We start from the raw sequence: 23,245 nt of genomic DNA on the forward strand, positions 1-23,245 counted from the left end.
CACTCACGTCTGCGAAGGGGGATGTCGCATGGGAAGCAGATATTCTATCGCCGCGCGGCCTGAACCGGTCAGCTTCGATCCGGATCGAACGGCCGTCATGGTCATCGACATGCAGCATGATTTTGGCAGCCGCGGCGGCATGTTCGACCTTGCCGGCCTCGACATTTCGCCGATCACGCGCCTCGTCCAGCCGATCTCGCTGGTGCTTGACGCGGCGCGCAAGGCCGGACTGCTCATCGTCTACACCAGGCAAGAGCACAATTCCGACCTCTCCGACGCCGGAAACGATGATGCTCCGCACAGGATCAAACACAGGCGCATGAATATCGGGCGCACTGTCACGGCCCCTGACGGTAGCGCAAGCATGGTCCTGGTGCGCGATACCTGGAATACGGCGATCGTTCCGGCACTCGAGCCTCGGTCAGGCGACGTGGTGATTTCCAAGCATCGATACAGTGCGTTCTTCGAAACGCCACTCGACGCGATCCTGCGCACCAGGCGGATCAGCACGCTGATCTTCGTCGGCGCGACAACCAGCATATGCGTCGAGTCGACCGTGCGTGATGCAACATTTCGCGATTACCGTCCCATCGCGCTGCGCGACTGCACGGCGGAATTGATCGCCGCGGATGCACCACGCAGCAACCACGAGGCGTCGCTGCTCGCCATCGAGCTTCTGTTCGGCTGGACGGCTGATTCGAAGGATGTGATCGAGGCGCTGCTTGCGGGGTCTGCTGCAGCGTGAGCCTTCTCCCCTTGGCGGAGGGGAAAAGGCAGCGGCATCTAAGGCGTGTTCCCCGACCTTCTTATTTCGGGCCGATCATCGTTTCCGGGCGGACGATGGCGTCATATTCTTCCGACGTCACCAGGCCGCTGGCGAGGGCCTCTTCCTTCAGCGTCGTACCGTTCTTGTGCGCTGTTTTGGCAATCTTGGCGGCTGCGTCGTAACCGATCTTCGGGGCGAGTGCGGTCACCAGCATCAGCGAGCGTTCGAGGCCGGCCTTGATATTGTCTTCGCGCGCCTCGATGCCGACGACGCAATTGTCGGTGAAGGAGACGGCGGCGTCGGCGAGCAACTGCACCGACTGCAGGAAATTATAGGCCATCATCGGATTGTAGACGTTGAGTTCGAAATGGCCCTGGCTGTCGGCGAAGGTCAGAGCCGCGTTGTTGCCGAAGATATGGATGCAGACCTGTGTCAGCGCCTCGCACTGGGTCGGATTGACCTTGCCGGGCATGATCGAAGAGCCGGGCTCGTTTTCCGGCAGCGCCAGCTCGCCCAAGCCGGCGCGCGGGCCGGAGCCGAGCAGGCGGATGTCGTTGGCGATCTTGAAGAGGGCGGCGGCGGCCGCATTGATGGCGCCATGGGAAAAGACCATGCTGTCATGCGAGGCGAGCGCCTCGAACTTGTTCGGCGCGGTGACGAAGGGCATGCCTGTTATGGCAGCGATCTCTTCGGCGACCTTTTCGGCAAAGCCCACCGGCGCATTGAGGCCGGTGCCGACGGCAGTACCGCCCTGGGCGAGCTCGCAAAGGCCGGGCAGGGTCATTTCGATGCGCTTGATGGCGGAGCCGACCTGGGCGGCATAACCCGAAAATTCCTGGCCGAGCGTCAGCGGCGTCGCATCCTGGGTGTGGGTGCGGCCGATCTTGATGATGTGGCTGAATTCGGTGACCTTCATGTCAAGGGCGGCATGCAGGTGCTTGAGGGCCGGGAGCAGGTGATGGGCGATTTGCTCTGCGCAGGCGATGTGCATGGCCGTCGGATAGGTGTCGTTCGACGACTGGCTCATATTGACGTGATCGTTCGGATGCACCGGCTTCTTGGAACCCATGACGCCGCCGAGCATTTCTATTGCACGATTGGAGATCACCTCGTTGGCATTCATATTGGACTGCGTGCCCGAACCGGTCTGCCAGACCACCAGCGGAAAGTGGTCGTTCAGCTTGCCCTCGATCACCTCTTGGGCGGCGTCGACGATGGCTTTGCCGAGGCCAGGATCGAGCTGGTCGAGCGACATGTTGGCGCGGGCGGCCGCCTGCTTGACGATGCCGAGCGCGCGCACGATCGATAGCGGTTGCTTTTCCCAGCCGATCTTGAAATTGCCGAGCGAACGCTCGGCCTGGGCGCCCCAATATCGGTCGGCGGCGACGTCGATCGGGCCAAAAGTATCGGTTTCGGTGCGGGTTGCGGTCATCAGCCTTGCCTTCCCTTTACATGCTGTTTTCGGGCAGTTTCGAAAGATGAGGTCTTATAGGTTGGAAAGCCCGACAAGAAAACTGGACGCCGTGCGAAATATTGAAATCGGAAGTCATGTTTGCGCAGGCTTTTCGGCGTGCCTTTTAGGCCACTTTGGAAATTTTATGCATCCGGGCGTTTTCACCCCACTGGTCTGCCGGAGAAAATTCGGTAAAAAATTAACTAATAATTTCATAATTTTGTGTGAACTGCTGGGCGGCGCCATGCAGGATCTCCGTCACATAAAATTGAGTCCGCCGGCGCTGGCGGCGCAGGCCGGTTTCTGATCAATGAGGCCCTACGCTGCTTGAGTTTCGCGGGATTTGAGCTTGGGCCTTGCGCTCGTGACAAGAACAGCATGACACCGGGACTGGAAGATATATGACGTTCGTTTTGAAAAGCGCGGCATCCGCATTGGCAATTTCCTGCGGCGTGGCAGTGATGAGTGCCGCACCCGCGCATGCCTATACACTGATGGATATGCTGCGCGGCGACAGGCAGCGGTCCCAGAGCACCATCTTCATGGACCAGATGCCGCCCGGCCGTGTGGGCCAGCGCGGCGGCATTGGCGGATCGCTCGGCGGGCTCGACCCGGAAGCGCCGCTGCCGAAGGTGAGCGGTCCGCGTTATTACACCTACAAAACCGAGACGCTGCAATTCGTCGATACCGGCAAGTTTGCCGATCCCGTCGTCACCGGCGCAGTCGCCGATGTTTCGGGCAGCGGTGATGCCAGCGCCGAACCCGCCGTGCAGCGCCGCTTCCTGGCGCAGGCCAAGGTGCGCGCCAATGTTGACGTTGCAAAGGCGCTCGAAGCCTATTACGGCGACAGCCGCAATCCGCTCGTCTGGGTCGATGGCAACCAGATCAACGACCGCGCCAAGTCGGCGATGTTGGTGCTTGCCGATGCGGGCTTCGTCGGCCTCGACCCGGCGGATTACGTCGTCCAGACGCCTGATATCGACCCGGCCAATCCCGATCCCGCCTTCCGCGACCGTGCGCTGACGCAGTTCGAACTCGAACTCTCCGCCAAAGTGCTGGCTTTCGTGCAGGACACGGTGCGGGGCCGCATCGATCCGAACAAGATCTCCGGCTATCACGATTTCCAGCGCAAGGTGGTCAATCTGGCCCCGGTGCTGAAGCTTGCTCGCATGAGCCCCGACGTCGGCGCCTATATCGCCAGCCGCTCGCCCGATAGCCCGCAATTCCTGGCGCTGAAGGCAGAGCTTGCAAAGCTTCGTGCCGCCGACGGTGGCAACGAAGAGCGAATCGTCGTTTCGCTCGACAAGCTGCTGAGACCTGGCGAGAGCTCACCCGAGATCGCCAATATCGTCAAGGCAATCGGAAAGCACGGTTCCGAAACGCTGAGGACCGATCATGCGGCAACGATTGCCGCCTATGCCGGCAGCAGCGACTATTCGCCTGACATCGTTTCGCTGGTCGAGGACTTCCAGAAGGAGCGCGGGCTGAAGGCCGATGGCGTCATCGGCCAGGCGACGGTGCGCGCCATGACCGGCGGCGACACCAATGCTTCGAAGATCGACAAGCTCGTCGTCGCCATGGAGCAGGCGCGCTGGCTGCCGGAGGATCTCGGTTCACGCTACGTTATGATCAACCAGCCCGCTTACATGGTCTACTACCACAATGACGGCAAGGAACAGCTGTCGATGCGCGTGGTGGTCGGCGGCAAGAACAACCAGACCTATTTCTTCGATGACGAGATCGAGACGGTGGAGTTCAACCCTTTCTGGGGCGTGCCGCAGTCGATCATCATCAACGAGATGCTGCCGAAGCTGCGCTCGGATCCGAACTATCTCGACCAGCTCGGCTATGAAGTCGAGGTGAACGGCCATGCCGTCGCCTCATCGAGTGTCGATTGGTATGGCTCGACGGACAATGTCTCGGTGCGCCAGCCGCCGAGCAGCGACAATGCGCTCGGCGAACTGAAGATCCTGTTCCCGAACAGCCACGCGATCTACATGCACGACACGCCGTCGAAGAGCTTTTTCAAGCGCGACATGCGGGCTCTCAGCCACGGTTGCGTGCGCCTTGCCGATCCGCGTGCGATGGCGGCTGCCGTGCTTGGCACGACGGTTGACGATGTCGCCAAGCAGATCGCCAGCGGGCAGAACCATGCCGTACGCGTGCCGCAGAAGATCCCGGTCTACGTCTCCTACTTCACTGCCTGGCCGAACAAGGACGGCGTGGTGGAATATTTCGACGACGTCTACGGACGCGACGCCTATGTCGACAAGGCCTTCGATGCGACGACCAAGGCGCGTGGGGCGCAGATCTGATAGTCGGATCTGATTAGTGATGCTGGCGGGCGGTCTTTGGGCCGCCCGGTTTGTTTTGGGGTGTCTGCGTGCAAGAAATAAGAGGAGAGGGCGCGCCGTATGGCCCCCTCATCCGCCTGCCGGCACCTTCTCCCCGCTGGGTAGAAGGGACGTTGCGGAGACGCCTCGCTTCTGATCAAACTGTTTCATGCGGTTGCAGCCGTGCCGCTAGTTCCCCTCTTCTCCCCAGCGGGGAGTAACCATGTTTCAATTTTGCTGGTATTGTGGCGTCCATTCGGTGTTTCGAATGAGGATGGCATTGGCGAGGATGATGAGTTTGCGGGCGACGGCTATGACGGCGCACAGGTGTTCCTTGCCGTTGCTGCGCAAGCGCGCATAGAACGACGCGAGATCCGGATTGTGCCGGGTTGCCGTGAAGGCGCACATGAACAAGCTCTTGCGCAGGCGTTCGCGGCCACCCTGGATGCGGCGTCTGCCATGATGTTTTCCACTATCGTCGTCATAGGGTGCGACGCCGGCAAGGGCGGCGATCTCGGCACGGCCGGCATGGCCGAGTTCGGGCAGCCGAATGATCAGGCACAGCGCGCTGCGCAGCCCGATCCCTTTGATGGAGATCAGCAGATCGAGCCGCCGGGCCAGGTCACAATCGTCGCGAACCGTCTTTTCGAGCCGCAGCAGACGGGCCTTGCGGCAGGTTTCGAGCCGGGCGATCTCGCGCGCGTGACGGCGTTTGACGGCCTCCGACAAGGCGGTCTCGGCAAAGGTCTTCACCAGCGCGATCTGCTGCTCGATCTGTTCCACATAGGTCAGTTCGGCCGCCAACCTGTCGAAGCGTGCGTCCGGCAGTGCCGGCAACTGCTCGAGACTTGCAGTGAAGAGCGCAATCAGCGCGGCATCGAGCCGGTCGTTCTTTGCCCGCCGAAGCCGGCTCTTGGCGAAGAACCGCAATTGCGCTGGCTGCAGACGCGCCGCCGGTCGCTTGCCGGCCCGCAGATGCACCATCAGCCGCCATTCATAGCCACCGGAGGCTTCGAAGCCGATGCGACTGACGTCATGCTCTTGAAGGAAGGCGTCAAGCGCCTTCAGACCAGCGGTGTCGTACGTCACCCTCAGCCTTGCGTCGTCGGGATGGATGGCAATGTCGAGATGGCTTTTGCCGACATCGATTCCGGCACAGATCATGCTATTATCTGTCATCTTCGTCGTCCCTGTCTTGGATACGAACCCCAAGGTTCCTGCAACCACACGGGCCAGATGAAGAGCCGGTTGCGATCCTGCTCCCCACAGCCCCAAACGGCTAAGAAGGTGACGATCCGACAACCAGCTTCCGGGCGGGCGGCCACCCGCCCGGAAGCGTTAGTATCCTACATTCCTGTCATCCAAGCAGGTGGCCCGAAGGGTCGGATGAGGGGGCCGCGATTGCAAAGACATACGGCCGATCGCCAAACTTCAGACGGCAACCTTCTCCGCATATTCCTGTAGCAGCCTTTCTACCAGCTGTGGCGTCAGCTCATCGAAATGGGTAATGATAACATCCGGATCGAGGCTCGAAACCGGTACGTCAGAATAACCGAACGGCACGGCAATCGAGGGCACGCCGGCATTCTTGGCAACGGCGATGTCGTTGATGCTGTCGCCAATCATGACCGTGCGGGCGATGTCGCCGCCGGCGCGTTCGATAGTGCCGGTGAGGTGGCGGGCGTCGGGTTTGCGCACGGGGAAGGTGTCGCCGCCTGATATCGCGTCGAAATATCTGACGAGGTCGAGCTTGTCGAGCAGGCCGAGTGCCAGGCTTTCCATCTTGTTGGTGCAGACTGCGAGGCGGTAACCTTCGGATCTGAGCCGGTCCATGGCGGTGACCAGGCCGGGATAGGGCTCGGTACGGCCGGGCATGTTGCCGGCATAATGGGCAACGAAACGCTCGACCAGCAGCGGCAGGGCGTCGCCTTCGAGCGGATGGCCGCGCAGCCGGCAGGCGCGCTCGATCATCACGCGCGCGCCCTGGCCGACGAGATGGGTGAGGTCGTCGTAGCTGACCGGTTCGAGGCCGAGGGCCGCGATCGTGTGGTTCAGGCTCTCGACCAGGTCCACATGGGTATCGAGAAGGGTGCCGTCGAGATCGAAGACGACGAGCGCCGGGCGAGCGGGGGCAGGGGTCAAGGGCATGTCTCTTTGAGCGATGGTCGTCTTAAGGAGCGATGGATCGTCCTGAGGTAGGCGATCGCGCGGCGGAAAGCAACGTCCGGCGACGGCCGGGAAGGCCGCAGGCCTCTGTTTCGGCTTTTCATTTTCCGTGATGATTTTGACTTTCGTTTGCCAGGCGAGCCGTGTAAACAGCACATCCAACGCAATAATCGGAGCTGGCGGCGCATGGATGCCCGCGAAATGAAGATCAAGGCCGCCGAGGCCGCGCTCGCCCATGTCGAAAGCGGGATGCGTCTCGGAATCGGCACCGGCAGCACGGCGGAAGAATTCGTTCGCCTGCTGGCAGAGCAGGTCGCGGGCGGCTTCAGGGTCGAAGGCGTCCCGACCTCCGAAAGAACCGCGCGGCTCTGCGTCGAACTCGGCGTGCCGCTGAAGTCGCTCGACGAACTGCCGGCACTCGACCTGACCATCGATGGCGCCGACGAGGTCGATACGGGGCTCAGGCTGATCAAGGGCGGCGGCGGTGCGCTGCTGCGCGAAAAGATCGTCGCGGCCGCCTCCGAGCGAATGATCGTCATTGCCGACGAGAGCAAGCTGGTCGAAACGCTCGGCGCCTTCGCGCTGCCGATCGAGGTCAATCCATTCGGGCTCGTCTCGACGCGCATCGCGATCGAAAAGGTCGCGGCCCGGCTCGGCCTATCGGGTGAACTCGCTCTGCGCCAGTCGGGTGACGGAGAGTTTACCACGGATGGCGGCCATCACATCATCGATGCATCTTTTGGCCGCATTCCTGATGCAGAGGCGCTTTCGAGCGAGCTGAATTCCATACCCGGCGTCGTCGAACACGGGCTCTTTATCAATATGGCGGCACTTGCGATCATTGCCGGTCCTGCGGGTGTGCGCACACTGCAGGCAAACAGATAACAGGAGCGTATACTCATGATGAACATTGCAGGTCTTGGCCGTCTCGCCGCTGCGACCGTCCTTCTTTCCGGGCTTGCCTTCGGCTCCGCCGTCAACGCGCAGGAAGTCTCCGAGGAGCAGCTGAAGGCGTCTCGCGCGGCGATCGACGCCATCGGCGCCACTGCCCAGTTCGACAACATTCTGCCCGGTCTCGCCGAGCGCCTGAAGGCCGGCCTGATCCAGGATTCGCCGAACTACCAGGACATCATTTCGTCGACGGTCGACGCGCAGGCGCTGGCGCTGGCGCCGCGCCGCGGCGATCTGGAGAAGGAGGCGGCACTCACCTATGCCAAGACCTTCACCGTCGATGAGCTGAAGGCGATCGCCGACTTCTACAATTCCGACGTCGGCAAGAAGCTGCTGCGTGACGGCCCGGTCGCCTCGCGCGAGACGGCGAAGGCTGCCGACATCTGGGCGCAGGGCATTTCCCGCGACCTGGAAAAGCAGAGCAACGCCGAGCTTTCCAAGGTCATCAAGGCGCCGCCGCCGGCAACCGACAGCCCGGCCGCTCCGGCTCCCGCACCCGCTGCCCAGCAGTAAAGCTTGCCCATCAAATTTGCGAAAGCCCGGTATCGTCCGGGCTTTTTTGCTATGATGCGGCCAATGCCGCCGGCGAGGTTTCAGGTGACTGCAGATGTCCGATCATGACAAGGCTGTGCGAGTGCGGATATCCGGCAAGGTGCAGGGTGTCGGTTTTCGCTATTGGGCGCGCGATGAGGCGGTACGGCTCGGTTTGACGGGCTGGGTTCGCAATGAAGAGGACGGGGCCGTCGTCGCTGTGATCGCAGGACCCGACATCGCCATTTCGGCGATGATCGAGCGTTTCAGGCGCGGGCCTTCGGGGGCGTCGGTTTCGGGCGTCGAGACGGAAGCAGCCCAGCTTGAGAAGAACCCGACGGATTTCCGCATTACCCGCTGACAGCAACAATCGCTCGGCAGATGCAATTGGCATCGCATATGCGCCGGAACCCAGTCCCTATGGGTTCGGGTTCTTTGCAAGTTGCCACACACCGTCCTCATCCGGCTCCACGCGCTTGTTGCCGCGGTAGAAGATCGGCAGTCTCGTCTTTTTGTCGATCGAGAAGCGGCTCGGCGTGTATTTTTCGTCCTCATGGCCCTGAATGGCGAGGCCGAGCGCTTCCTTGAATTTACCAGCCCTGCACAGATTGGCGAAGAGAGTTTGATCCATCTTTTGCTCCGGCATTCTTTTTCATCCCGCGGATTGCCTGCCAGCCTTCGGCGACCGGGTCAATCGCAGTCGTTTACAATGAAGATTCAGCGATGGGAACGGGATGACGCAGGAGCGGGCTTTTGTTTTCGTGATGATCGCCCCTATATCAGCAATATCCTTCCTGCGATTCCCTTCCGGAGCTCCTCATGTCTTCCTACGACTACGACCTCTTCGTCATCGGTGGCGGTTCCGGAGGCGTGCGCGGCGCACGTGTCGCCGCCTCGCTCGGCAAGAAGGTGGCGATCGCCGAGGAATACCGCTACGGCGGCACCTGCGTGATCCGCGGCTGCGTGCCGAAGAAGCTCTTCGTCTACGCCTCGCAGTTCCATGAGCATTTCGAGGATGCAGCGGGCTTCGGCTGGACGGTCGGCGAAAGCAGCTTCGACTGGAAAAAGCTGGTGGCGGCCAAGGATGCCGAAATCGCCCGGCTGGAAGGCCTCTACAAGAAAGGTCTCGCCGGCGCCAATGCCGAGATCCTGGAAACGCGCGCAGAGCTCGTCGATGCCCATACGGTGCGGCTGCTGAAGACTGGACAGACGGTGACGGCCAAGACGATCGTGATCGCCACCGGCGGACGGCCGAACCCGCATGCAGCCCTTCCCGGTCACGAACTCTGCATCTCCTCCAACGAGGCCTTTCATCTTGAAGAGCTGCCGAAATCGATCGTTATCGCCGGCGGCGGCTATATCGCAGTCGAATTCGCCAATATCTTCCATGGCCTCGGCGTCGAGACGACGCTGATTTATCGCGGCGCCGAGATTCTGTCGCGCTTCGACGAAGATCTGAGGCGCGGGCTGCACGAGGCAATGGTCGCCAAGGGCATCCGCATCCTCTGCCACGACACGCTGCAGAAGATTTCCAAGGGTGAGGACGGCCTCATTCTGGAGACGCTGAACAACGGCACGCTGCAAGCCGGCGTCGTCATGCTGGCGCTCGGGCGCGATCCGAACACCCAAGGCCTCGGCCTCGAGGCGGCCGGCGTCGCGGTCGACGAGCGCGGCGCCGTTATCGTCGATGAATATTCTCGCACCAATGTCGAAAACATCTATGCGCTCGGCGATGTCACCAACCGGGTACAGCTGACGCCGGTGGCGATCCACGAGGCGATGTGTTTCATCGAGACTGAATACAAGAACAATCCGACCCGGCCGGATTACGAGCTGATCCCGACCGCCGTCTTCTCACAGCCGGAGATCGGCACTGTCGGCCTCTCGGAAGAGGATGCGGGCAAACGTTACGGCGAGCTCGAGGTTTACCGCGCCCAGTTTCGGCCGCTGAAGGCCACGCTTTCCGGCCGGGCCGAGCGGATGATCATGAAGCTGATCGTCGATGCGGCGAGCCGCAAGGTGGTGGGCGCCCATATCCTCGGCCACGATGCCGGCGAGATGGCGCAGTTGCTCGGCATCACACTGAAGGCCGGCTGCACCAAGGACGATTTCGACCGGACGATGGCGCTGCATCCGACTGCCGCCGAAGAGCTCGTCACCATGTATGCGCCGAGCTATCGGATCCGCGACGGCAAGCGGCTTTGAGCCGCGACGGGCTTTAGCTTCTTGTTTTATGCATGTCGTTGACCCGGAACCGCTGCACACTTCCGGGCGCATAGAGCCCCGTGCGTCCTTCCGGACGCACAAAGGACGCTCTAACACTTTGAACTTACGCATCGTGCTTTCCGAATATCGATTCCGATATCCGAGCCGATGCATTAGCTGGTGATGCGCGGCGCCCGGATGACCTTGAGGAAGAGCGCCTTCATCGCATCGGTGATACCTTGGGTCGGCGTCACCTCGAAATAGAGGCCGGGCGAGGCGCATGCCTGCATCTTCGTCGGAATCTCGCTCTGGAAGGGGCTGATCCATTTGTTGTACCAATCGTTGCTCGGCAACGGCAGGTAGGTGGTGTAGAGCACGGCGATCTTGACACCGCGATCCTTCAGCGGCTTGCAGAAGGAGGTGTCGATCGGTTCCTGACAGCGGCCGCCGGTCGTCTTCTTGGTGCATGTCGACGGCTTGTAGCTGTCGCCGACGCCATCGGAAACGAAGAACAGGATCTTTTCGGGGCTGATATTCGACGTGCCGTCACCGGCCGGATCGATGATGGTATTCATCTGGGTCAGGGCGCTATCGAAGCTCGTGAGCTGGTCCTGATTGTAGTTCTGGTAGGGAATGGTCATCAGGTCAACGGCGTCGGTGTAATTCTTCACCTTCGTCAGGTCGGAGGTGGGGCTGGAGATCGTCGTCAGCTTGGCGTCTTCGGCTTTGGTGCCGAAAGTATAGACGCCCATGCGAAACTGATCGCTGCTGACGCGTTCGGTCTTGGCCGTATCGGTCAACGCCTGGGTTGCCTGGCGCACGACGTCGATGCGCATGGCGACGCCGAGACTCTTGGCGATGGTATAATTGTTGGTGCTCTGGTCCATCTGATGACAGGCGAAGGCGCAGCCTGTTTTGGCCTGCAGTTTCGAAACATCGGTCGCGGTTGCGCCGACGCCCATAGAAGGCGTGTTGTCGAGCAGGATGTAGAAATCCATGAAAGCGGCAGTTTGATATTCGGCCGTCGCGGAGCCCGAGATCGTGATCGAGTCCCGGCCGAGGATGCGCATGAAGGTGGTGGGCACCGTCGCGCTGAAGGAAACCTGCGAATTCAGCTTGTTGGCGGTCTTGGTGACATCGATGCCGAGGTCGACATGAACGTCGGTCAGCTCCCCGGACATCTGAGAGATGAAGATACTGCGGGCGTCGTCCTTGCCAAGCGAGATCGTGCCGTTGCCGCTCATGGTCATCGCGGCTGCGACTGCGCCGGATTTTTCGGCGATCGAACCGACGGCGGCGGCATCGGCAGCGGCGTAAAGCTGTGTCCTCAGGCTGAGCGCATGGGCGAGATCCACGGCCATGCCGGCCGCACCGAAGAGCGGCACCACCAGCAGTGCCGTCATGATGCCGAAATTGCCCGAGCGATCCGATATGAAACCGGACGGAAGGATCGCCATGCCATGTCCCCGATGTTGAACTCTTTGCGGTTCTACATTGAAAGTCTAAAATATGGGGAAATCGACATGGTATATGCGGATTTAATCAGAGAATGCCGGGCGGCGGCGGTGAGGCGACAACTGTCGGCGATTGGTCTTTGCAAGCCTGACCTAAAGGTCTATAAGCCGCCGCATATTGAGGCATCCTAAGGTAAGGATGTGAGAACGGGTGAGTGAGATGGCAGACAATTGGACCCCGAGCAGCTGGCGGCAAAAACCGATCCTGCAGGTTCCCGAATATCCCGACACAGCCGCTTTGGCGGCAACGGAGGCCACGCTCGCCAGCTATCCGCCGCTCGTCTTCGCGGGCGAGGCGCGCCGCCTGAAGAAGCATCTTGCCAACGTCGCCGAAGGCAACGGCTTCCTGCTGCAGGGCGGCGACTGCGCCGAGAGCTTTGCCGAACACGGCGCCGACAATATTCGCGACTTCTTCCGCGCCTTCCTGCAGATGGCGGTCGTGCTGACCTTCGGCGCTCAACTTCCAGTCGTCAAGGTCGGCCGCATCGCAGGCCAGTTCGCCAAGCCGCGTTCGTCGAATGTCGAGAAGCAGGGCGACGTGACGCTGCCCGCCTATCGCGGCGACATCATCAACGGCATCGAATTCACCGAGGAGTCGCGCATTCCGAATCCTGAACGCCAGGCCATGGCCTATCGCCAGTCGGCCGCGACGCTGAACCTTCTGCGCGCCTTCGCGATGGGCGGCTACGCCAATCTCGAAAACGTCCATCAGTGGATGCTCGGCTTCGTCAAGGATAGTCCGCAGGGCGAGCGCTACCGCAAGCTTGCCGACCGCATCAGCGAAACCATGGATTTCATGAAGGCGATCGGCATCACCTCGGAAAACCATCCGAGCCTGCGCGAGACCGATTTCTTCACCAGCCACGAAGCACTGCTGCTCGGCTACGAGGAGGCGCTGACCCGCGTCGATTCCACGTCGGGCGACTGGTATGCCACGTCAGGCCACATGATCTGGATCGGCGACCGCACGCGCCAGGCCGACCATGCGCATGTCGAATATTGCCGCGGCATCAAGAACCCGATCGGCCTGAAATGCGGCCCGTCGCTGCAGGCAGACGATCTGCTGCAGCTGATCGACATCCTGAATCCGGCCAATGAAGCCGGGCGCCTGACGCTGATCTGCCGCTTCGGCCATGAGAAAGTCGCCGACAACCTGCCGCGCCTCATCCGCGCCGTCGAGCGCGAGGGCCGTAAGGTCGTCTGGTCCTGCGATCCGATGCACGGCAACACGATTACGCTCAACAATTACAAGACCCGTCCCTTCGAGCGGATCCTGTCGGAAGTCGAAAGCTTCTTCCAGATCCACCGCGCCGAAGGCACGCATCCGGGTGGCATTCATGTCGAAATGACCGGCAAGGATGTGACGGAATGCACGGGCGGCGCTCGTGCGGTTTCTGCAGAAGACCTGCAGGACCGCTACCACACCCATTGCGATCCGCGCCTCAACTCCGACCAGGCGCTCGAACTCGCCTTCCTGCTTGCCGAGCGCATGAAGGGCGGCCGCGACGAAAAGCGCATGGTCGCGAACGGCTGAAACTACAGCGCCGCGCGTCTGAAAAGACGCGCAAGGGACGCTGTAGCACTTTGGATTGCTGCATAATTTTACCCTTAAATCGATACCGATTTAGGGAATTATGCGGTGGCCCCAAATGGATGAAGAAAAGCCCGGCGATGCCGGGCTTTTTTATGCTGCGAAGGTGGAATTGCAGTCAGATGCTGGCCTGGACGCTGTGCAGGTTGGCGTAGACGCCGTCTTGCGCCATGAGCTCATCATGGGTGCCCTGTTCGACGATGCCATCAGCCGTCAGGACCAGGATACGGTCGGCGTGGCGGACGGTCGACAGGCGGTGGGCGATGACCAGGGTGGTTCGGCCGTTCGCCAGGCTGAGCAGTGCCTGCTGTACCGCCCGTTCGCTCTCGTTGTCGAGCGCGCTGGTCGCTTCGTCGAAGATCAGGATCTCCGGATTCTTGAGGAAGGCCCGGGCGATGGTGATGCGCTGGCGCTGGCCGCCCGAGAGCTTGACGCCGCGTTGGCCGATATCGGTGCCATAGCCATGGGGCAGGGCAATGATGAAGTCGTGCGCATTGGCGGCGCGCGCGGCCGCTTCCAGCTCGGCATCGCTGGCGTCGGGCCGGCCGTAGCGCAGGTTTTCCGCCACTGTGCCGGCAAAGAGGTAGACATCCTGCTGTACCACCCCGACATGGCGCCGGAGCGAGGCCAACGTCACCTCGCGGATATCGGTGCCATCGATGCGGATCGCCCCTGCTTCGACATCGTAGAAACGCGGGATCAGCGCGCAAAGCGTGCTTTTGCCGACGCCCGACGGGCCGACCAGGGCGACGAACTCACCGGGCGCGATGGTGAGCGACAGCTGCTCGAGCACCCGCGGGCCATCGGCCTCGTAGCCGAAGGCGACATCGGAAAAACTGATCTCTCCCCTGGGCGCCGGCATCGGACGCGCGGCCGGTCGATCGGTGATATCGGGGGCAATCTCCAGGATCTCCATGGCCCTGATGAAGCCGGTGTAGCCCTCCTGCCAGAGGCGCACGAAATTGGCGAGCCGCTGCACCGGATCGACCAGCACAGCGACACAGAGCAGAAAGGTCAACATGTCGGGGACGGTCAGTTCCGCCGTCAGGATGCGCAGGCCACCGACGACGATAACAATTATCGTGATGAGCTGGGCGAAGGTTTCGGTACCGACCGAAAACCAGGCTTCGCTGCGGTAGCCCTCGGCGCGGCTTTTGAGGAAGCGTCGGTTCTGCTCGGCGAAACGTTCCTTCTCCAGCGCCTCGTTGGCAAAAGACTGGACGACGCGGATGCCGGCAAGAGCATCCTCAACGCGCTCGTTGACGGCGGCGATCTGCCGTTTGCTGGCTTCGAGCGCGCGGTTCATACGCCGGTTGAAATAGAGCGCATAGGCCACCGCCACCGGGGTGAGCAGCAGGATCAGGGCTGCCAAGGGCGGATCGATGAAGAACAGCACCAGCATGGCGCCGCCATATTTCAGCACGGCGATGGAAAGATCCTCGGGGCCGTGGTGAAAGAGCTCACCCAGCCACAGGCTGTCATTGGTGATGCGGCTCATCAGCTGGCCGGTGCGCTGGCGGTCATAGAAGCTGAACGAGAGCTTCTGGCAGTGCTCGAATAGTTCCTGCCGCACCGTGGCCTCGATGCGGGCGCCCATGACGTGGCCGCGGTAGTCGACGAAGAAGATGGCGACGATCTGGACGGCCAGAACGGCGAGCATGATGCCGCCCATGGCAAGGATTTGCCCGAAGGCCTGCGGCGCATCGGGTAGAGCCAGAAGCCGGCTCGTGACGACATTGGCGCAGAGCGGCAGGGCGACCGCCGTGCCAGCAACGAGGATAGCACAAAGCAGATCGGCCAGCAGCAGAGGCAGATGCGGGCGATAGTAGGAGAGGAATTTGTACATGCGCGACCAGCGCCGCCCACGGTCGGCGGAAATCGAATCGCGAAGGAAGTTTACGAAGGGGTTATGGCGTCGCGAGTTTTTCCTCGCACGGGAGAACCGAATGTTCATGAAGCTGAGTGTCCTTGTGGGGGATGTTTCCTTTCTGTTTGGACAGGTTCGCTCTCATGTCAGTCTCCTGAGGTTGATTGAACCCTCAGTATCGCCGACAACCGCCGCCGATTCAATGCAGCGAAGGGACGAGGTTGGCGGGTGTTGTCGACAGGCAACAGATTCCCGCTGCAATTTTCGACAAGGTACGGGCGATGGAAGGGGTCTTATTGCACCAGCACCGATTGCTGGCAGCGTACGTCAGTGACGCGCACGTCGGCTTCGCCGACCTTGATGCCGAGCAGCGTCAGGAGGTTGAAGAGCAGCTCGTCGAGCGGCTTGGTCAACCCCGTGAGTGTATCGGCGACGGCGCTCTGCACCACTGTTTTCGATAGGCCGATGCCGAGGCCGAGAATGCTGACCTGGATATCGGTCTCCTTCACCAGCGACGCCATGGCAGAGGTCAGCGTGTCCTTGGTCGAAACGTTCTTGATGGTCTTTGCCGCGATGTCGGCCGGCTGGAAGGTCAGCTTGGTCTTGCTGAGATTGGTCAGGTTGACATGGGCGAGTCCGGAGACGCTGAGCAGCGGCGCGTTCATCATCGTGGCGCGGCTGACACGCGGCGCGCTGCCGAAATTGACGAAGGCGTTGGGATCGACGTCGCCGAGCGACAGTTCCGCGACGCCGGGCACGACATCGACGCCGACGCTGGCGTTTCTGGCGCTGCCGCCGAGACAGGAGATGCTCGCAAGCTTGGCCTCGGCATGGGCGACTTCGAGATAAAGGGGCACGCGCACCTTCAGCCCGGCAAGCGAATTGGCGCCGAGCGCCGAAACATCGAGAGCCAGGCGCACCTGTGCGGTGCGGACGGTGGCGCCGGTGGCGCCGATCCCGTTCGAAGCGGCGTCCTTCGGCATCTCGCCGATCGCAAGCGTCAACTTGACCGTGGCAAGTCCAGGCACGGAGCCGTTGAGATTGGCTGCGACCTGCTTCTCCTGGTTTGCCGCAACGGCTGCCGCCGAAACAATATCCATCACGCTCGCCTCGGCCGAGAGGTGAGAACCGCTGCCGATGAGGCGCTCGCCGGCCGGGCCGAGGTTGAAGAGATCCTCGAGCCTGATCTTGACCTGCGAGGTGCCGAGCGCCTTTTCGATCGCGTCGAGCGCCTTGGTGACGGTGAGTGTCAGGCCGCCGGACTTGCCGAGCGTTTTCAGCAGGCGCGGATAGGAGATGTCGGTTGCCAGCAGCTCGTCATAGGTGCCGGCGGTGAGGTTGAGATCGGTCGCCAGCATATCGAGGAAGGGGAGCAGCTTGATATCGGCTGACGTGAGCGCCTCGTAATCGGCGACCTTCAGCGAGAGACTGGTGCCGAGCAGGCTGCCGAGCAGCGTGTTCAGCACGCCGCCATTGAGGCTTGCCAGCCGCGAGCCGATCGAGAAGGCAGCGAGTTTGGAGGCCGAGGCGGTGCCGACCGCCCTGAGGTTGGGAGCGGCGGCGAAGGCGGTGGCGAAGATCAGCTCCGCCTTCTGAGTGATGCCGACCTTGACGGCGTCATAGGGCTGGATGCCGGCGGCAAAACGGCTGCCGAGCGGCACCGAGGCATCGGCGAGATAGGTGCCGGGAGTGAATTCGGCGACGGCGTCGAATTGCTTGAGATCAGCCGTTGCCGGCAGCGAGCCCGTCTTCGTCGCATAACCCGTGTTGGTGCGGACGGCGATGTTGACGCCGTTCTGATCGAAATTGGCGACGAGGTTGTCGGCGGCGTGGCTGATGTCGGCGGCGGCGACGATGGCGCCGATATCGCTCAGCTGCTGCAGGCGGCGCTGCTGCAGCGTCATCATGCCGTAATCGACGCCCAGGCCGAGCGAATAGAGGATGAGCGGGGCTGAGATCGCTGCCATGATGGCGATATTGCCTGATGCATCGGTGGCGAAGCGGCTCAGGCGGGCCCCGAACATCGGCATCTCACAGGCCTCCCATCCGGATGGTCGCGAAGCGCCGGATCATGTGGTCGGGCAGGGGAAAGGTGTAGAGGTTCCAGATCGGCAGGTTGACGGTGTCATATTCCGCCGTCACGGTGAACTGGTTGGCATTGCCGGGGTCGGTGGTAACGGTGACATGCAACTTGCTCTTTTCGAGCAGCGGATGGTCGATGGTCGACTGGCTGATGAAATCATCGACCAGCTGCGATCGCTCGTGGCTGGTCATGCCGGCAACGGCGGTGCGCGCGGCATCGGCGGTCAACTGCTGCACTGCATGGGATGCGCTCAGATAGATGCCGTAGGCGATCATCGTCAGTACCACCAGAAGGAAGAGCGGCGCGACAATGGCGAATTCGATTGCTGCGGCGCCACGTTCGTTCGAAGGGAAACGTTGGAAAATTCTCATTTTTCACCTCGCAGGCTGACCGTGCAGAGTATCGATCAACGGTTGTAACTCTAGAGCCGTGGAGGTTAATTTTGGATTATATAATAAACGTTTTGGATGTATTAGATCATTATGAAGTTCCTTTGTTTTGTTAGGAAAATAGCATTTTATTGAGGAATTTTCCTTATGTTGCAACCTATGGTGTGTTTCCGTGTTGGCTCGGGAGGTGCGCGCATAAGGAAATGCTACTTCCTGCTCCGTGCCGAAGTGTTGGCGTGATTGGCACAGGGCCGGCGGCCTTCAAGATTCCTGATGGTTCGTTCAGGGAAATGGATTTGACGCCGGAGCAGATCGGCGGCAACGTTCCCTTGGAAACAGCGGGGCGACGATGACCGAACAGCATACAGGCGGCTGCCTTTGCGGCGCCGTGCGATTTTCAAGTACGGCAAAGCCCGGACCTGTCGTCGGCTGCCATTGCTCGCAATGCCGCCGGCAGACGGGACTTTATTATGCCGCGGTCAATGTGGCGCGCGCGGCTCTGTCGGTAGAAGGCACTGAGGCGGTTCGCTGGTACCGGTCGAGCGAGGAGGCGCAGCGCGGCTTCTGCTCGAATTGCGGCTCCGCGCTGTTCTGGCAGGCGGACGGATCGGCGGAGATTTCGGTCATGGCGGGCGCCTTCGACACGCCGAGCGGCCTTGCCTTCGGCCATCATATCTACTGCGCCGACAAGGGCGATTTCTACGAGATATCGGACGGCTTGCCGCAATATGCGGTGAATCCGGCCTAAAGGGCGTCGCATCGGATTCATGCGACGCCCTTTAGGTCTTCATTTGATACATGTCGTTATCACCACCGCTGCACACTTTTGGGCGACATGCATTAACCCTTGGCGGCGAGCGCGGCACTGAGGCGGGCCACGTCCTCGCGTAGCCCCGTCAGCTCGGTCAGTACATGCATGTCGATCTTCTGATGCAGGGAGAGCACTTCGAGCTCGGCCTTGAGATTGACCTCATAATCCTTGGCGGCCTCGAAGCGGTCGCGCTCAGCCTGACGGTTCTGCGACATCATGATGATCGGCGCCTGGATGGCGGCGAGCATCGACAGGATCAGGTTCAGGAAGACGAAGGGATAGGGGTCGAAGGCGCCGCTCACCAGAATGATGGTGTTGATGACAGTCCAGGCGACGAGGAAGACAAAAAAGGCGATGATGAAGGACCAAGAGCCGCCGATGCGGGCGATGCTGTCGGCGATGCGCTCGCCGAAGGAGGCGTCGGCTGAGAAGGCGGCGTTGACGTCGGTCGAGATGACCTTGCGTTCGTGCGCTTTCGCCAGCACGCGCTTTTCGACGTCGCCGAGTTCGTCGGCCGGCTTGTCGAAATGATGGTGCACGAAGTCCGAAAGATTAGACATTGCCTGTTTCCGATGCCGGTTGTCGATACGGTCGCTTTCGGCGCCAGTATTCCGCTCCGCTAACAAATTGCAATGCGTATCGATGCCGCGCTGCGCCATGCGCGATCCGTTCATAAAAATTTCGTCGTCGCGAAGTGTCGCTTTCGACGCGAACGTGTTGCGGTCGCGAAAGGCGCAGGCTAAATAAATGACATGACACAGGAAAACGCTCTTTCTGATATCTTCCGCATCGCCATCGGCCAGCTCAACCCGACGGTCGGTGATGTCGCAGCCAATCTCGCGAAAGCGCGCGAGGCCCGCGCCGATGCGAGCCGGGAGGGCGCGCATCTGCTCGTCCTGACCGAGCTTTTCATCTCCGGCTATCCGCCGGAGGACCTAGTGCTGAAGCCCGCCTTTATCCGTGCCTGCTGGAAGGCGGTCGAGAGCCTGGCTGCCGACACTGCCGATGGCGGGCCCGGCGTCATCATCGGTTTTCCCCGGCAGGACGAGACCGGGCGCTACAATTCCGTCGCCGTGCTCGACGGCGGCAAGGTGATTGCGGTGCGCGACAAGATCGACCTGCCGAATTACGGTGAGTTCGACGAGAAGCGGGTCTTCGACCAGGGCGCCATGCCGGGGCCGGTGAATTTCCGCGGCGTGCGCATCGGCATTCCGATCTGCGAGGATATCTGGGGCGATCTCGGCGTCTGCGAGACGCTGGCCGAAAGCGGGGCTGAAATCCTGCTGTCGCCGAACGGTTCGCCCTATTATCGCGGCAAGGTCGATATCCGCCATCAGGTGGTGCTGAAGCAGGTGATCGAGACCGGGCTGCCGCTGATCTATGCCGCCCAGCTCGGTGGCCAGGATGAACTCGTCTTCGACGGCGCGAGCTTCGCCTTCAATGCCGACAAGTCGCTTGCGTTCCAGATGAGCCAGTTCGAAACCGCGCTGGCGGTGACGACATGGAAGCGCGGCGACAGCGGCTGGCACTGTGCCGAGGGACCGATGGCGCATATTCCAGAGCGCGAGGAAGCCGATTACCGCGCCTGCCTGCTGGGCTTTCGCGACTACGTCAACAAGAACGGCTTCAAGACCGTCGTGCTCGGCCTTTCCGGCGGCATCGACTCGGCGATCTGCGCGGCGATCGCCGTCGACGCACTGGGCGAAGAGCGGGTGCGCACCGTCATGCTGCCTTACCGCTACACCTCCGAGGATTCGCTGAAGGACGCGGCCGATTGCGCCAAGGCGCTCGGTTGTCGTTACGACATCGTGCCGATCGAACAGCCGGTGACGGGTTTCAGCAGCGCGCTCGCCAGCCTTTTCGAAGGCACGGATAGCGGCATTACCGAAGAGAACCTGCAGAGCCGGGCGCGCGGCGTCATCCTGATGGCGATTTCCAACAAGTTCGGCTCGATGGTGGTGACGACGGGCAACAAGTCGGAAATGTCGGTCGGCTACGCCACGCTCTACGGTGATATGAACGGCGGCTTCAACCCGATCAAGGATCTCTATAAGATGCAGGTCTATGCGCTTTCCCGCTGGCGCAACGAAAACGTACCGCCGGGTGCGCTAGGGCCGTCGGGCGAGGTGATCCCGCAGAATATCATCGACAAGGCGCCTTCGGCCGAGCTTCGTCCCGACCAGAAGGACCAGGATTCGCTGCCGCCCTATCCCGTTCTCGACGATATTCTCGAGTGCCTGGTGGAGAAGGAAATGGCGGTCGAGGAGATCGTCGCGCGCGGCCACGATGTTGCGACCGTCCACCGGGTCGAGCATCTGCTCTATCTCGCCGAATACAAGCGGCGGCAATCGGCGCCGGGGGTAAAGATCACCAAGAAGAATTTCGGTCGCGACCGGCGCTATCCCATCACCAATCGGTTCCGGGACCGCTGAGACCATAGAAATATCGGGAGGAAACATGCGCAGCTCGGTCGAGATCTACAACGTCAGGACGGGCAGGGCCCGCGAGGTCTGGCAGACGGAGAAACTGGTCGAGGCGCCAAATTTCTCGCCCGATGGTTCCTACCTGCTCTTGAACGGCGACGGGTTGCTCTACCGGTTGCCGCTCGATGGCGGCGAGATGGTCAGGGTCGATACCGGCTTTGCCGTCAACTGCAACAATGATCACGGCATTTCGCCCGACGGGACGAAGATTGTCATCTCCGACAAGACCGAATTCGGCAAGTCGGCGATCTATACCTTGCCGATCGAAGGCGGCACGCCGCGGCTTATCACTCAGAACCTGCCGTCCTACTGGCATGGCTGGTCGCCGGATGGGCGCCAGCTTGCCTATTGCGGCATCCGCGACGACGTCTTCGATATCTACACCATCTCCGTCGACGGCGGTGCCGAGACGCGGCTGACGCATGGCGAAGGCCGCAATGACGGGCCGGATTATTCCGCCGACGGGCAATGGATCTATTTCAATTCCAGCCGCACCGGGCTGATGCAGATCTGGCGCATCCACCCCGACGGCACCGGGCTCGAGCAGGTGACCTCCGACAATCAGGGCAACTGGTTCGCTCATCCGTCGCCTTCGAATGACAAGGTGTTGATCCTCTCCTACGACCCCTCGGTTTTCGACCATCCGCGCGATCTCGACGTGCGGCTGCGGCTGATGGACATGGACGGCGGCAATCTGAAGACGCTGTTCGAGCTCTTCGGGGGGCAGGGCACAATCAACGTGCCCTGCTGGTCTCCTGATGGCGAAGAATTCGCCTATGTCCGCTATTTTCCGGCTGACTAGGTCCGGCGCCGCTCCTGGGCGGATTTTGCCAGATCCTCCAGCACCGCGACCGACATATCCCAGTCGATGCAGCCATCGGTGATGGACTGGCCATAGACCAGCGGCTTGCCGGGAACGAGGTCCTGGCGGCCGGCGACGAGGTTGCTTTCGATCATCATGCCCTTGATGTCGCTGTTGCCGGCGGCAATCTGCGCGGCGACGTTCCTGACGACGAGCGGCTGGTTCATCGGATCCTTGCCGCTATTGGCATGGCTGGCATCGATGAGGATGCGCGGGGCGACGCTGAGCCTGACGGCTTCGCCGGTGACCGCTTCGACATCGGCCACTTCATAGTTCGGCCGCTTGCCGCCGCGTAAGATCATGTGGCAGTCGTCATTGCCAGTCGTCGAGGCAATTGCTGCCTGGCCGTCCTTGGTCACCGCCGGGAAGTGATGCGGCTGCGAGGCTGCGAGGATGGCATCCAGCGCGACGCGAACGCCGCCATCGGTGCCGTTCTTGAAGCCGATCGGGCAGGAAAGGCCGGAGGCAAGCTGACGATGGACCTGGCTTTCGGTCGTGCGCGCGCCGATCGCACCCCAACTGACGAGATCGGCAATATATTGCGGCGTGATCGTGTCGAGGAATTCGACGCCGGCCGGAAGACCCATCGCATTGATATCGAGCAGCAGGCGTCTCGCAATCCTCAACCCTTCCTCGATCCGGTAGCTGCCGTCGAGATGCGGGTCGTTCATCAGGCCCTTCCAGCCGACGGTCGTGCGAGGCTTTTCGAAATAGACGCGCATGACAATCTCGAGATCGTCGGCGAAGCGGCGTCGCTGTTCCTCCAGCCGTGCGGCATATTCCCGAGCCGCAACGGGGTCATGGATGGAGCAGGGGCCGATGACGACGATCAGGCGATCGTCTTCGCCCTGGAGGATCTTATGGATCGCATCACGGTTGCTGGTCACGGTGTCCGTGACAGTAGCATTGCGGTGAATTTCCGCGATGATATCGGCAGGTTTGGTGAGTGGGGTGATCTCGACGATACGCAGATCATCAATGGTATCAGACACGGTATGGCTCCTGTTTGGTCATACCGTGCGGAACAAAAAAGCCGCCAGGTAGACTAGCGGCTGTTCGGGTTGTCGTCGCGTCGAATTCAGTTACGCATGGACCCGCATCCGCTGAGAGCAGCGGTACCAATAAAATCCCAAGGCGTTGATTGATGTGATCGACATGGGGCGTATGTAGCGCCACGCCTGCGTGATGTCACGTAGAATTTTCTGTCTGAAAATCCAGCGCTCCGGGGGACGGCAACGGC

At 61.4% G+C, this 23,245-nt stretch carries 21 protein-coding genes; 11 read left to right on the top strand and 10 right to left on the bottom strand.

What is annotated here, in order from left to right:
• Positions 1-28: 28 nt before the first annotated feature.
• On the top strand, positions 29-745 hold the full coding sequence (locus tag MOV76_RS12990) for a cysteine hydrolase family protein (protein WP_247264667.1): 717 nt from the start codon (positions 29-31) through the stop codon (positions 743-745).
• Between the two features lie 61 nt (positions 746-806).
• On the opposite strand, the gene fumC is transcribed toward MOV76_RS12990, so the two are convergent.
• A complete protein-coding gene (gene fumC, locus MOV76_RS12995; protein ID WP_247264668.1) occupies positions 807-2,198 on the bottom strand; it encodes a class II fumarate hydratase in 1,392 nt (463 codons plus the stop codon).
• A 61-nt stretch (positions 2,199-2,259) separates the two neighbouring features.
• Here fumC and MOV76_RS13000 point away from each other — a divergent pair, with 61 nt between their 5' ends.
• Positions 2,260-2,526, top strand: coding sequence for a hypothetical protein (locus tag MOV76_RS13000; RefSeq protein WP_130652526.1), 267 nt, complete (start codon positions 2,260-2,262; stop codon positions 2,524-2,526).
• Between the two features lie 94 nt (positions 2,527-2,620).
• Positions 2,621-4,534, top strand: coding sequence for a murein L,D-transpeptidase (locus MOV76_RS13005; RefSeq protein WP_018242275.1), 1,914 nt, complete (start codon positions 2,621-2,623; stop codon positions 4,532-4,534).
• A 246-nt stretch (positions 4,535-4,780) separates the two neighbouring features.
• Here MOV76_RS13005 and MOV76_RS13010 read toward each other — a convergent pair whose 3' ends face one another.
• On the bottom strand, positions 4,781-5,731 hold the full coding sequence (locus MOV76_RS13010; protein ID WP_049735019.1) for an IS110 family transposase: 951 nt from the start codon (positions 5,729-5,731) through the stop codon (positions 4,781-4,783).
• A 252-nt stretch (positions 5,732-5,983) separates the two neighbouring features.
• Positions 5,984-6,700 (bottom strand): HAD family hydrolase, encoded by a 717-nt coding sequence (locus MOV76_RS13015; RefSeq protein WP_247264669.1) that lies wholly within the window; start codon positions 6,698-6,700, stop codon positions 5,984-5,986.
• Positions 6,701-6,904: 204 nt separating this feature from the next.
• On the opposite strand from MOV76_RS13015, the gene rpiA reads away from it, so the two are divergent.
• From rpiA to MOV76_RS13030, 3 genes are all read left to right on the top strand, one after another.
• Positions 6,905-7,603, top strand: coding sequence for a ribose-5-phosphate isomerase RpiA (gene rpiA, locus MOV76_RS13020; RefSeq protein ID WP_018445131.1), 699 nt, complete (start codon positions 6,905-6,907; stop codon positions 7,601-7,603).
• A 15-nt stretch (positions 7,604-7,618) separates the two neighbouring features.
• A complete protein-coding gene (locus tag MOV76_RS13025) occupies positions 7,619-8,182 on the top strand; it encodes a DUF2059 domain-containing protein (RefSeq protein ID WP_018242272.1) in 564 nt (187 codons plus the stop codon).
• A 94-nt stretch (positions 8,183-8,276) separates the two neighbouring features.
• Positions 8,277-8,561 (top strand): acylphosphatase, encoded by a 285-nt coding sequence (locus tag MOV76_RS13030; RefSeq protein WP_112906581.1) that lies wholly within the window; start codon positions 8,277-8,279, stop codon positions 8,559-8,561.
• A 57-nt stretch (positions 8,562-8,618) separates the two neighbouring features.
• Here MOV76_RS13030 and MOV76_RS13035 read toward each other — a convergent pair whose 3' ends face one another.
• Complete coding sequence (locus tag MOV76_RS13035) at positions 8,619-8,831, bottom strand: hypothetical protein (protein ID WP_026188416.1); 213 nt, start codon at positions 8,829-8,831, stop codon at positions 8,619-8,621.
• 188 nt (positions 8,832-9,019) lie between these two features.
• On the opposite strand from MOV76_RS13035, the gene gor reads away from it, so the two are divergent.
• Positions 9,020-10,405: a glutathione-disulfide reductase gene (gene gor, locus MOV76_RS13040; protein WP_130652523.1), complete on the top strand. Its 1,386-nt coding sequence runs from the start codon at positions 9,020-9,022 to the stop codon at positions 10,403-10,405.
• A gap of 173 nt (positions 10,406-10,578) precedes the next feature.
• Here gor and MOV76_RS13045 read toward each other — a convergent pair whose 3' ends face one another.
• Positions 10,579-11,862, bottom strand: coding sequence for a pilus assembly protein TadG-related protein (locus MOV76_RS13045; RefSeq protein ID WP_130652522.1), 1,284 nt, complete (start codon positions 11,860-11,862; stop codon positions 10,579-10,581).
• Between the two features lie 217 nt (positions 11,863-12,079).
• Here MOV76_RS13045 and MOV76_RS13050 point away from each other — a divergent pair, with 217 nt between their 5' ends.
• Entirely contained in the window at positions 12,080-13,453 is a 1,374-nt protein-coding gene (locus MOV76_RS13050; protein ID WP_130652521.1) for a class II 3-deoxy-7-phosphoheptulonate synthase, read from the top strand.
• A 175-nt stretch (positions 13,454-13,628) separates the two neighbouring features.
• Here MOV76_RS13050 and MOV76_RS13055 read toward each other — a convergent pair whose 3' ends face one another.
• From MOV76_RS13055 to MOV76_RS13065, 3 genes are all read right to left on the bottom strand, one after another.
• Positions 13,629-15,464 carry an ABC transporter ATP-binding protein gene (locus tag MOV76_RS13055; protein ID WP_247264670.1) on the bottom strand — a complete coding sequence of 612 codons (1,836 nt, stop codon included), beginning with the start codon at positions 15,462-15,464 and terminating at the stop codon, positions 13,629-13,631.
• 206 nt (positions 15,465-15,670) lie between these two features.
• Complete coding sequence (locus MOV76_RS13060) at positions 15,671-17,401, bottom strand: pilus assembly protein TadG-related protein (protein WP_247264674.1); 1,731 nt, start codon at positions 17,399-17,401, stop codon at positions 15,671-15,673.
• 7 nt (positions 17,402-17,408) lie between these two features.
• Positions 17,409-17,831, bottom strand: coding sequence for a TadE/TadG family type IV pilus assembly protein (locus tag MOV76_RS13065; protein ID WP_130652519.1), 423 nt, complete (start codon positions 17,829-17,831; stop codon positions 17,409-17,411).
• A 367-nt stretch (positions 17,832-18,198) separates the two neighbouring features.
• Here MOV76_RS13065 and MOV76_RS13070 point away from each other — a divergent pair, with 367 nt between their 5' ends.
• Positions 18,199-18,597 (top strand): GFA family protein, encoded by a 399-nt coding sequence (locus MOV76_RS13070; RefSeq protein ID WP_247264671.1) that lies wholly within the window; start codon positions 18,199-18,201, stop codon positions 18,595-18,597.
• A 92-nt stretch (positions 18,598-18,689) separates the two neighbouring features.
• On the opposite strand, the gene MOV76_RS13075 is transcribed toward MOV76_RS13070, so the two are convergent.
• Complete coding sequence (locus MOV76_RS13075) at positions 18,690-19,220, bottom strand: DUF1003 domain-containing protein (protein WP_026188414.1); 531 nt, start codon at positions 19,218-19,220, stop codon at positions 18,690-18,692.
• A gap of 192 nt (positions 19,221-19,412) precedes the next feature.
• Between MOV76_RS13075 and MOV76_RS13080 the strand changes: the two genes are divergently transcribed.
• A complete protein-coding gene (locus tag MOV76_RS13080) occupies positions 19,413-21,092 on the top strand; it encodes an NAD+ synthase (protein ID WP_130652518.1) in 1,680 nt (559 codons plus the stop codon).
• Between the two features lie 25 nt (positions 21,093-21,117).
• Positions 21,118-21,945, top strand: a complete 828-nt coding sequence (locus MOV76_RS13085) for a hypothetical protein (protein WP_247264672.1) — start codon at positions 21,118-21,120, stop codon at positions 21,943-21,945.
• Here MOV76_RS13085 and MOV76_RS13090 read toward each other — a convergent pair.
• Positions 21,942-22,997, bottom strand: a complete 1,056-nt coding sequence (locus MOV76_RS13090; RefSeq protein ID WP_309506192.1) for a 3-deoxy-7-phosphoheptulonate synthase — start codon at positions 22,995-22,997, stop codon at positions 21,942-21,944. The genes MOV76_RS13085 and MOV76_RS13090 overlap by 4 nt on opposite strands.
• Positions 22,998-23,245 lie beyond the last annotated feature (248 nt).

Source organism: Rhizobium sp. PRIMUS64, from assembly GCF_023006465.1.
Taxonomy (GTDB): domain Bacteria; phylum Pseudomonadota; class Alphaproteobacteria; order Rhizobiales; family Rhizobiaceae; genus Rhizobium; species Rhizobium leguminosarum.

Coding starts and splice junctions, on each gene's coding strand:
- MOV76_RS12990 (WP_247264667.1), top strand. CDS start 29: ATGGGAAGCAGATATTCTATCGCCGCGCGGCCTGAACCGGTCAGCTTC.
- MOV76_RS13055 (WP_247264670.1), bottom strand. CDS start 15,464: ATGAACATTCGGTTCTCCCGTGCGAGGAAAAACTCGCGACGCCATAAC.
- rpiA (WP_018445131.1), top strand. CDS start 6,905: ATGGATGCCCGCGAAATGAAGATCAAGGCCGCCGAGGCCGCGCTCGCC.
- MOV76_RS13085 (WP_247264672.1), top strand. CDS start 21,118: ATGCGCAGCTCGGTCGAGATCTACAACGTCAGGACGGGCAGGGCCCGC.
- MOV76_RS13060 (WP_247264674.1), bottom strand. CDS start 17,401: ATGTTCGGGGCCCGCCTGAGCCGCTTCGCCACCGATGCATCAGGCAAT.
- MOV76_RS13035 (WP_026188416.1), bottom strand. CDS start 8,831: ATGGATCAAACTCTCTTCGCCAATCTGTGCAGGGCTGGTAAATTCAAG.
- MOV76_RS13025 (WP_018242272.1), top strand. CDS start 7,619: ATGATGAACATTGCAGGTCTTGGCCGTCTCGCCGCTGCGACCGTCCTT.
- MOV76_RS13045 (WP_130652522.1), bottom strand. CDS start 11,862: ATGGCGATCCTTCCGTCCGGTTTCATATCGGATCGCTCGGGCAATTTC.
- MOV76_RS13050 (WP_130652521.1), top strand. CDS start 12,080: ATGGCAGACAATTGGACCCCGAGCAGCTGGCGGCAAAAACCGATCCTG.
- MOV76_RS13075 (WP_026188414.1), bottom strand. CDS start 19,220: ATGTCTAATCTTTCGGACTTCGTGCACCATCATTTCGACAAGCCGGCC.
- MOV76_RS13080 (WP_130652518.1), top strand. CDS start 19,413: ATGACACAGGAAAACGCTCTTTCTGATATCTTCCGCATCGCCATCGGC.
- fumC (WP_247264668.1), bottom strand. CDS start 2,198: ATGACCGCAACCCGCACCGAAACCGATACTTTTGGCCCGATCGACGTC.
- MOV76_RS13030 (WP_112906581.1), top strand. CDS start 8,277: ATGTCCGATCATGACAAGGCTGTGCGAGTGCGGATATCCGGCAAGGTG.
- MOV76_RS13005 (WP_018242275.1), top strand. CDS start 2,621: ATGACGTTCGTTTTGAAAAGCGCGGCATCCGCATTGGCAATTTCCTGC.
- MOV76_RS13070 (WP_247264671.1), top strand. CDS start 18,199: ATGACCGAACAGCATACAGGCGGCTGCCTTTGCGGCGCCGTGCGATTT.
- MOV76_RS13010 (WP_049735019.1), bottom strand. CDS start 5,731: ATGACAGATAATAGCATGATCTGTGCCGGAATCGATGTCGGCAAAAGC.
- gor (WP_130652523.1), top strand. CDS start 9,020: ATGTCTTCCTACGACTACGACCTCTTCGTCATCGGTGGCGGTTCCGGA.
- MOV76_RS13015 (WP_247264669.1), bottom strand. CDS start 6,700: ATGCCCTTGACCCCTGCCCCCGCTCGCCCGGCGCTCGTCGTCTTCGAT.
- MOV76_RS13065 (WP_130652519.1), bottom strand. CDS start 17,831: ATGAGAATTTTCCAACGTTTCCCTTCGAACGAACGTGGCGCCGCAGCA.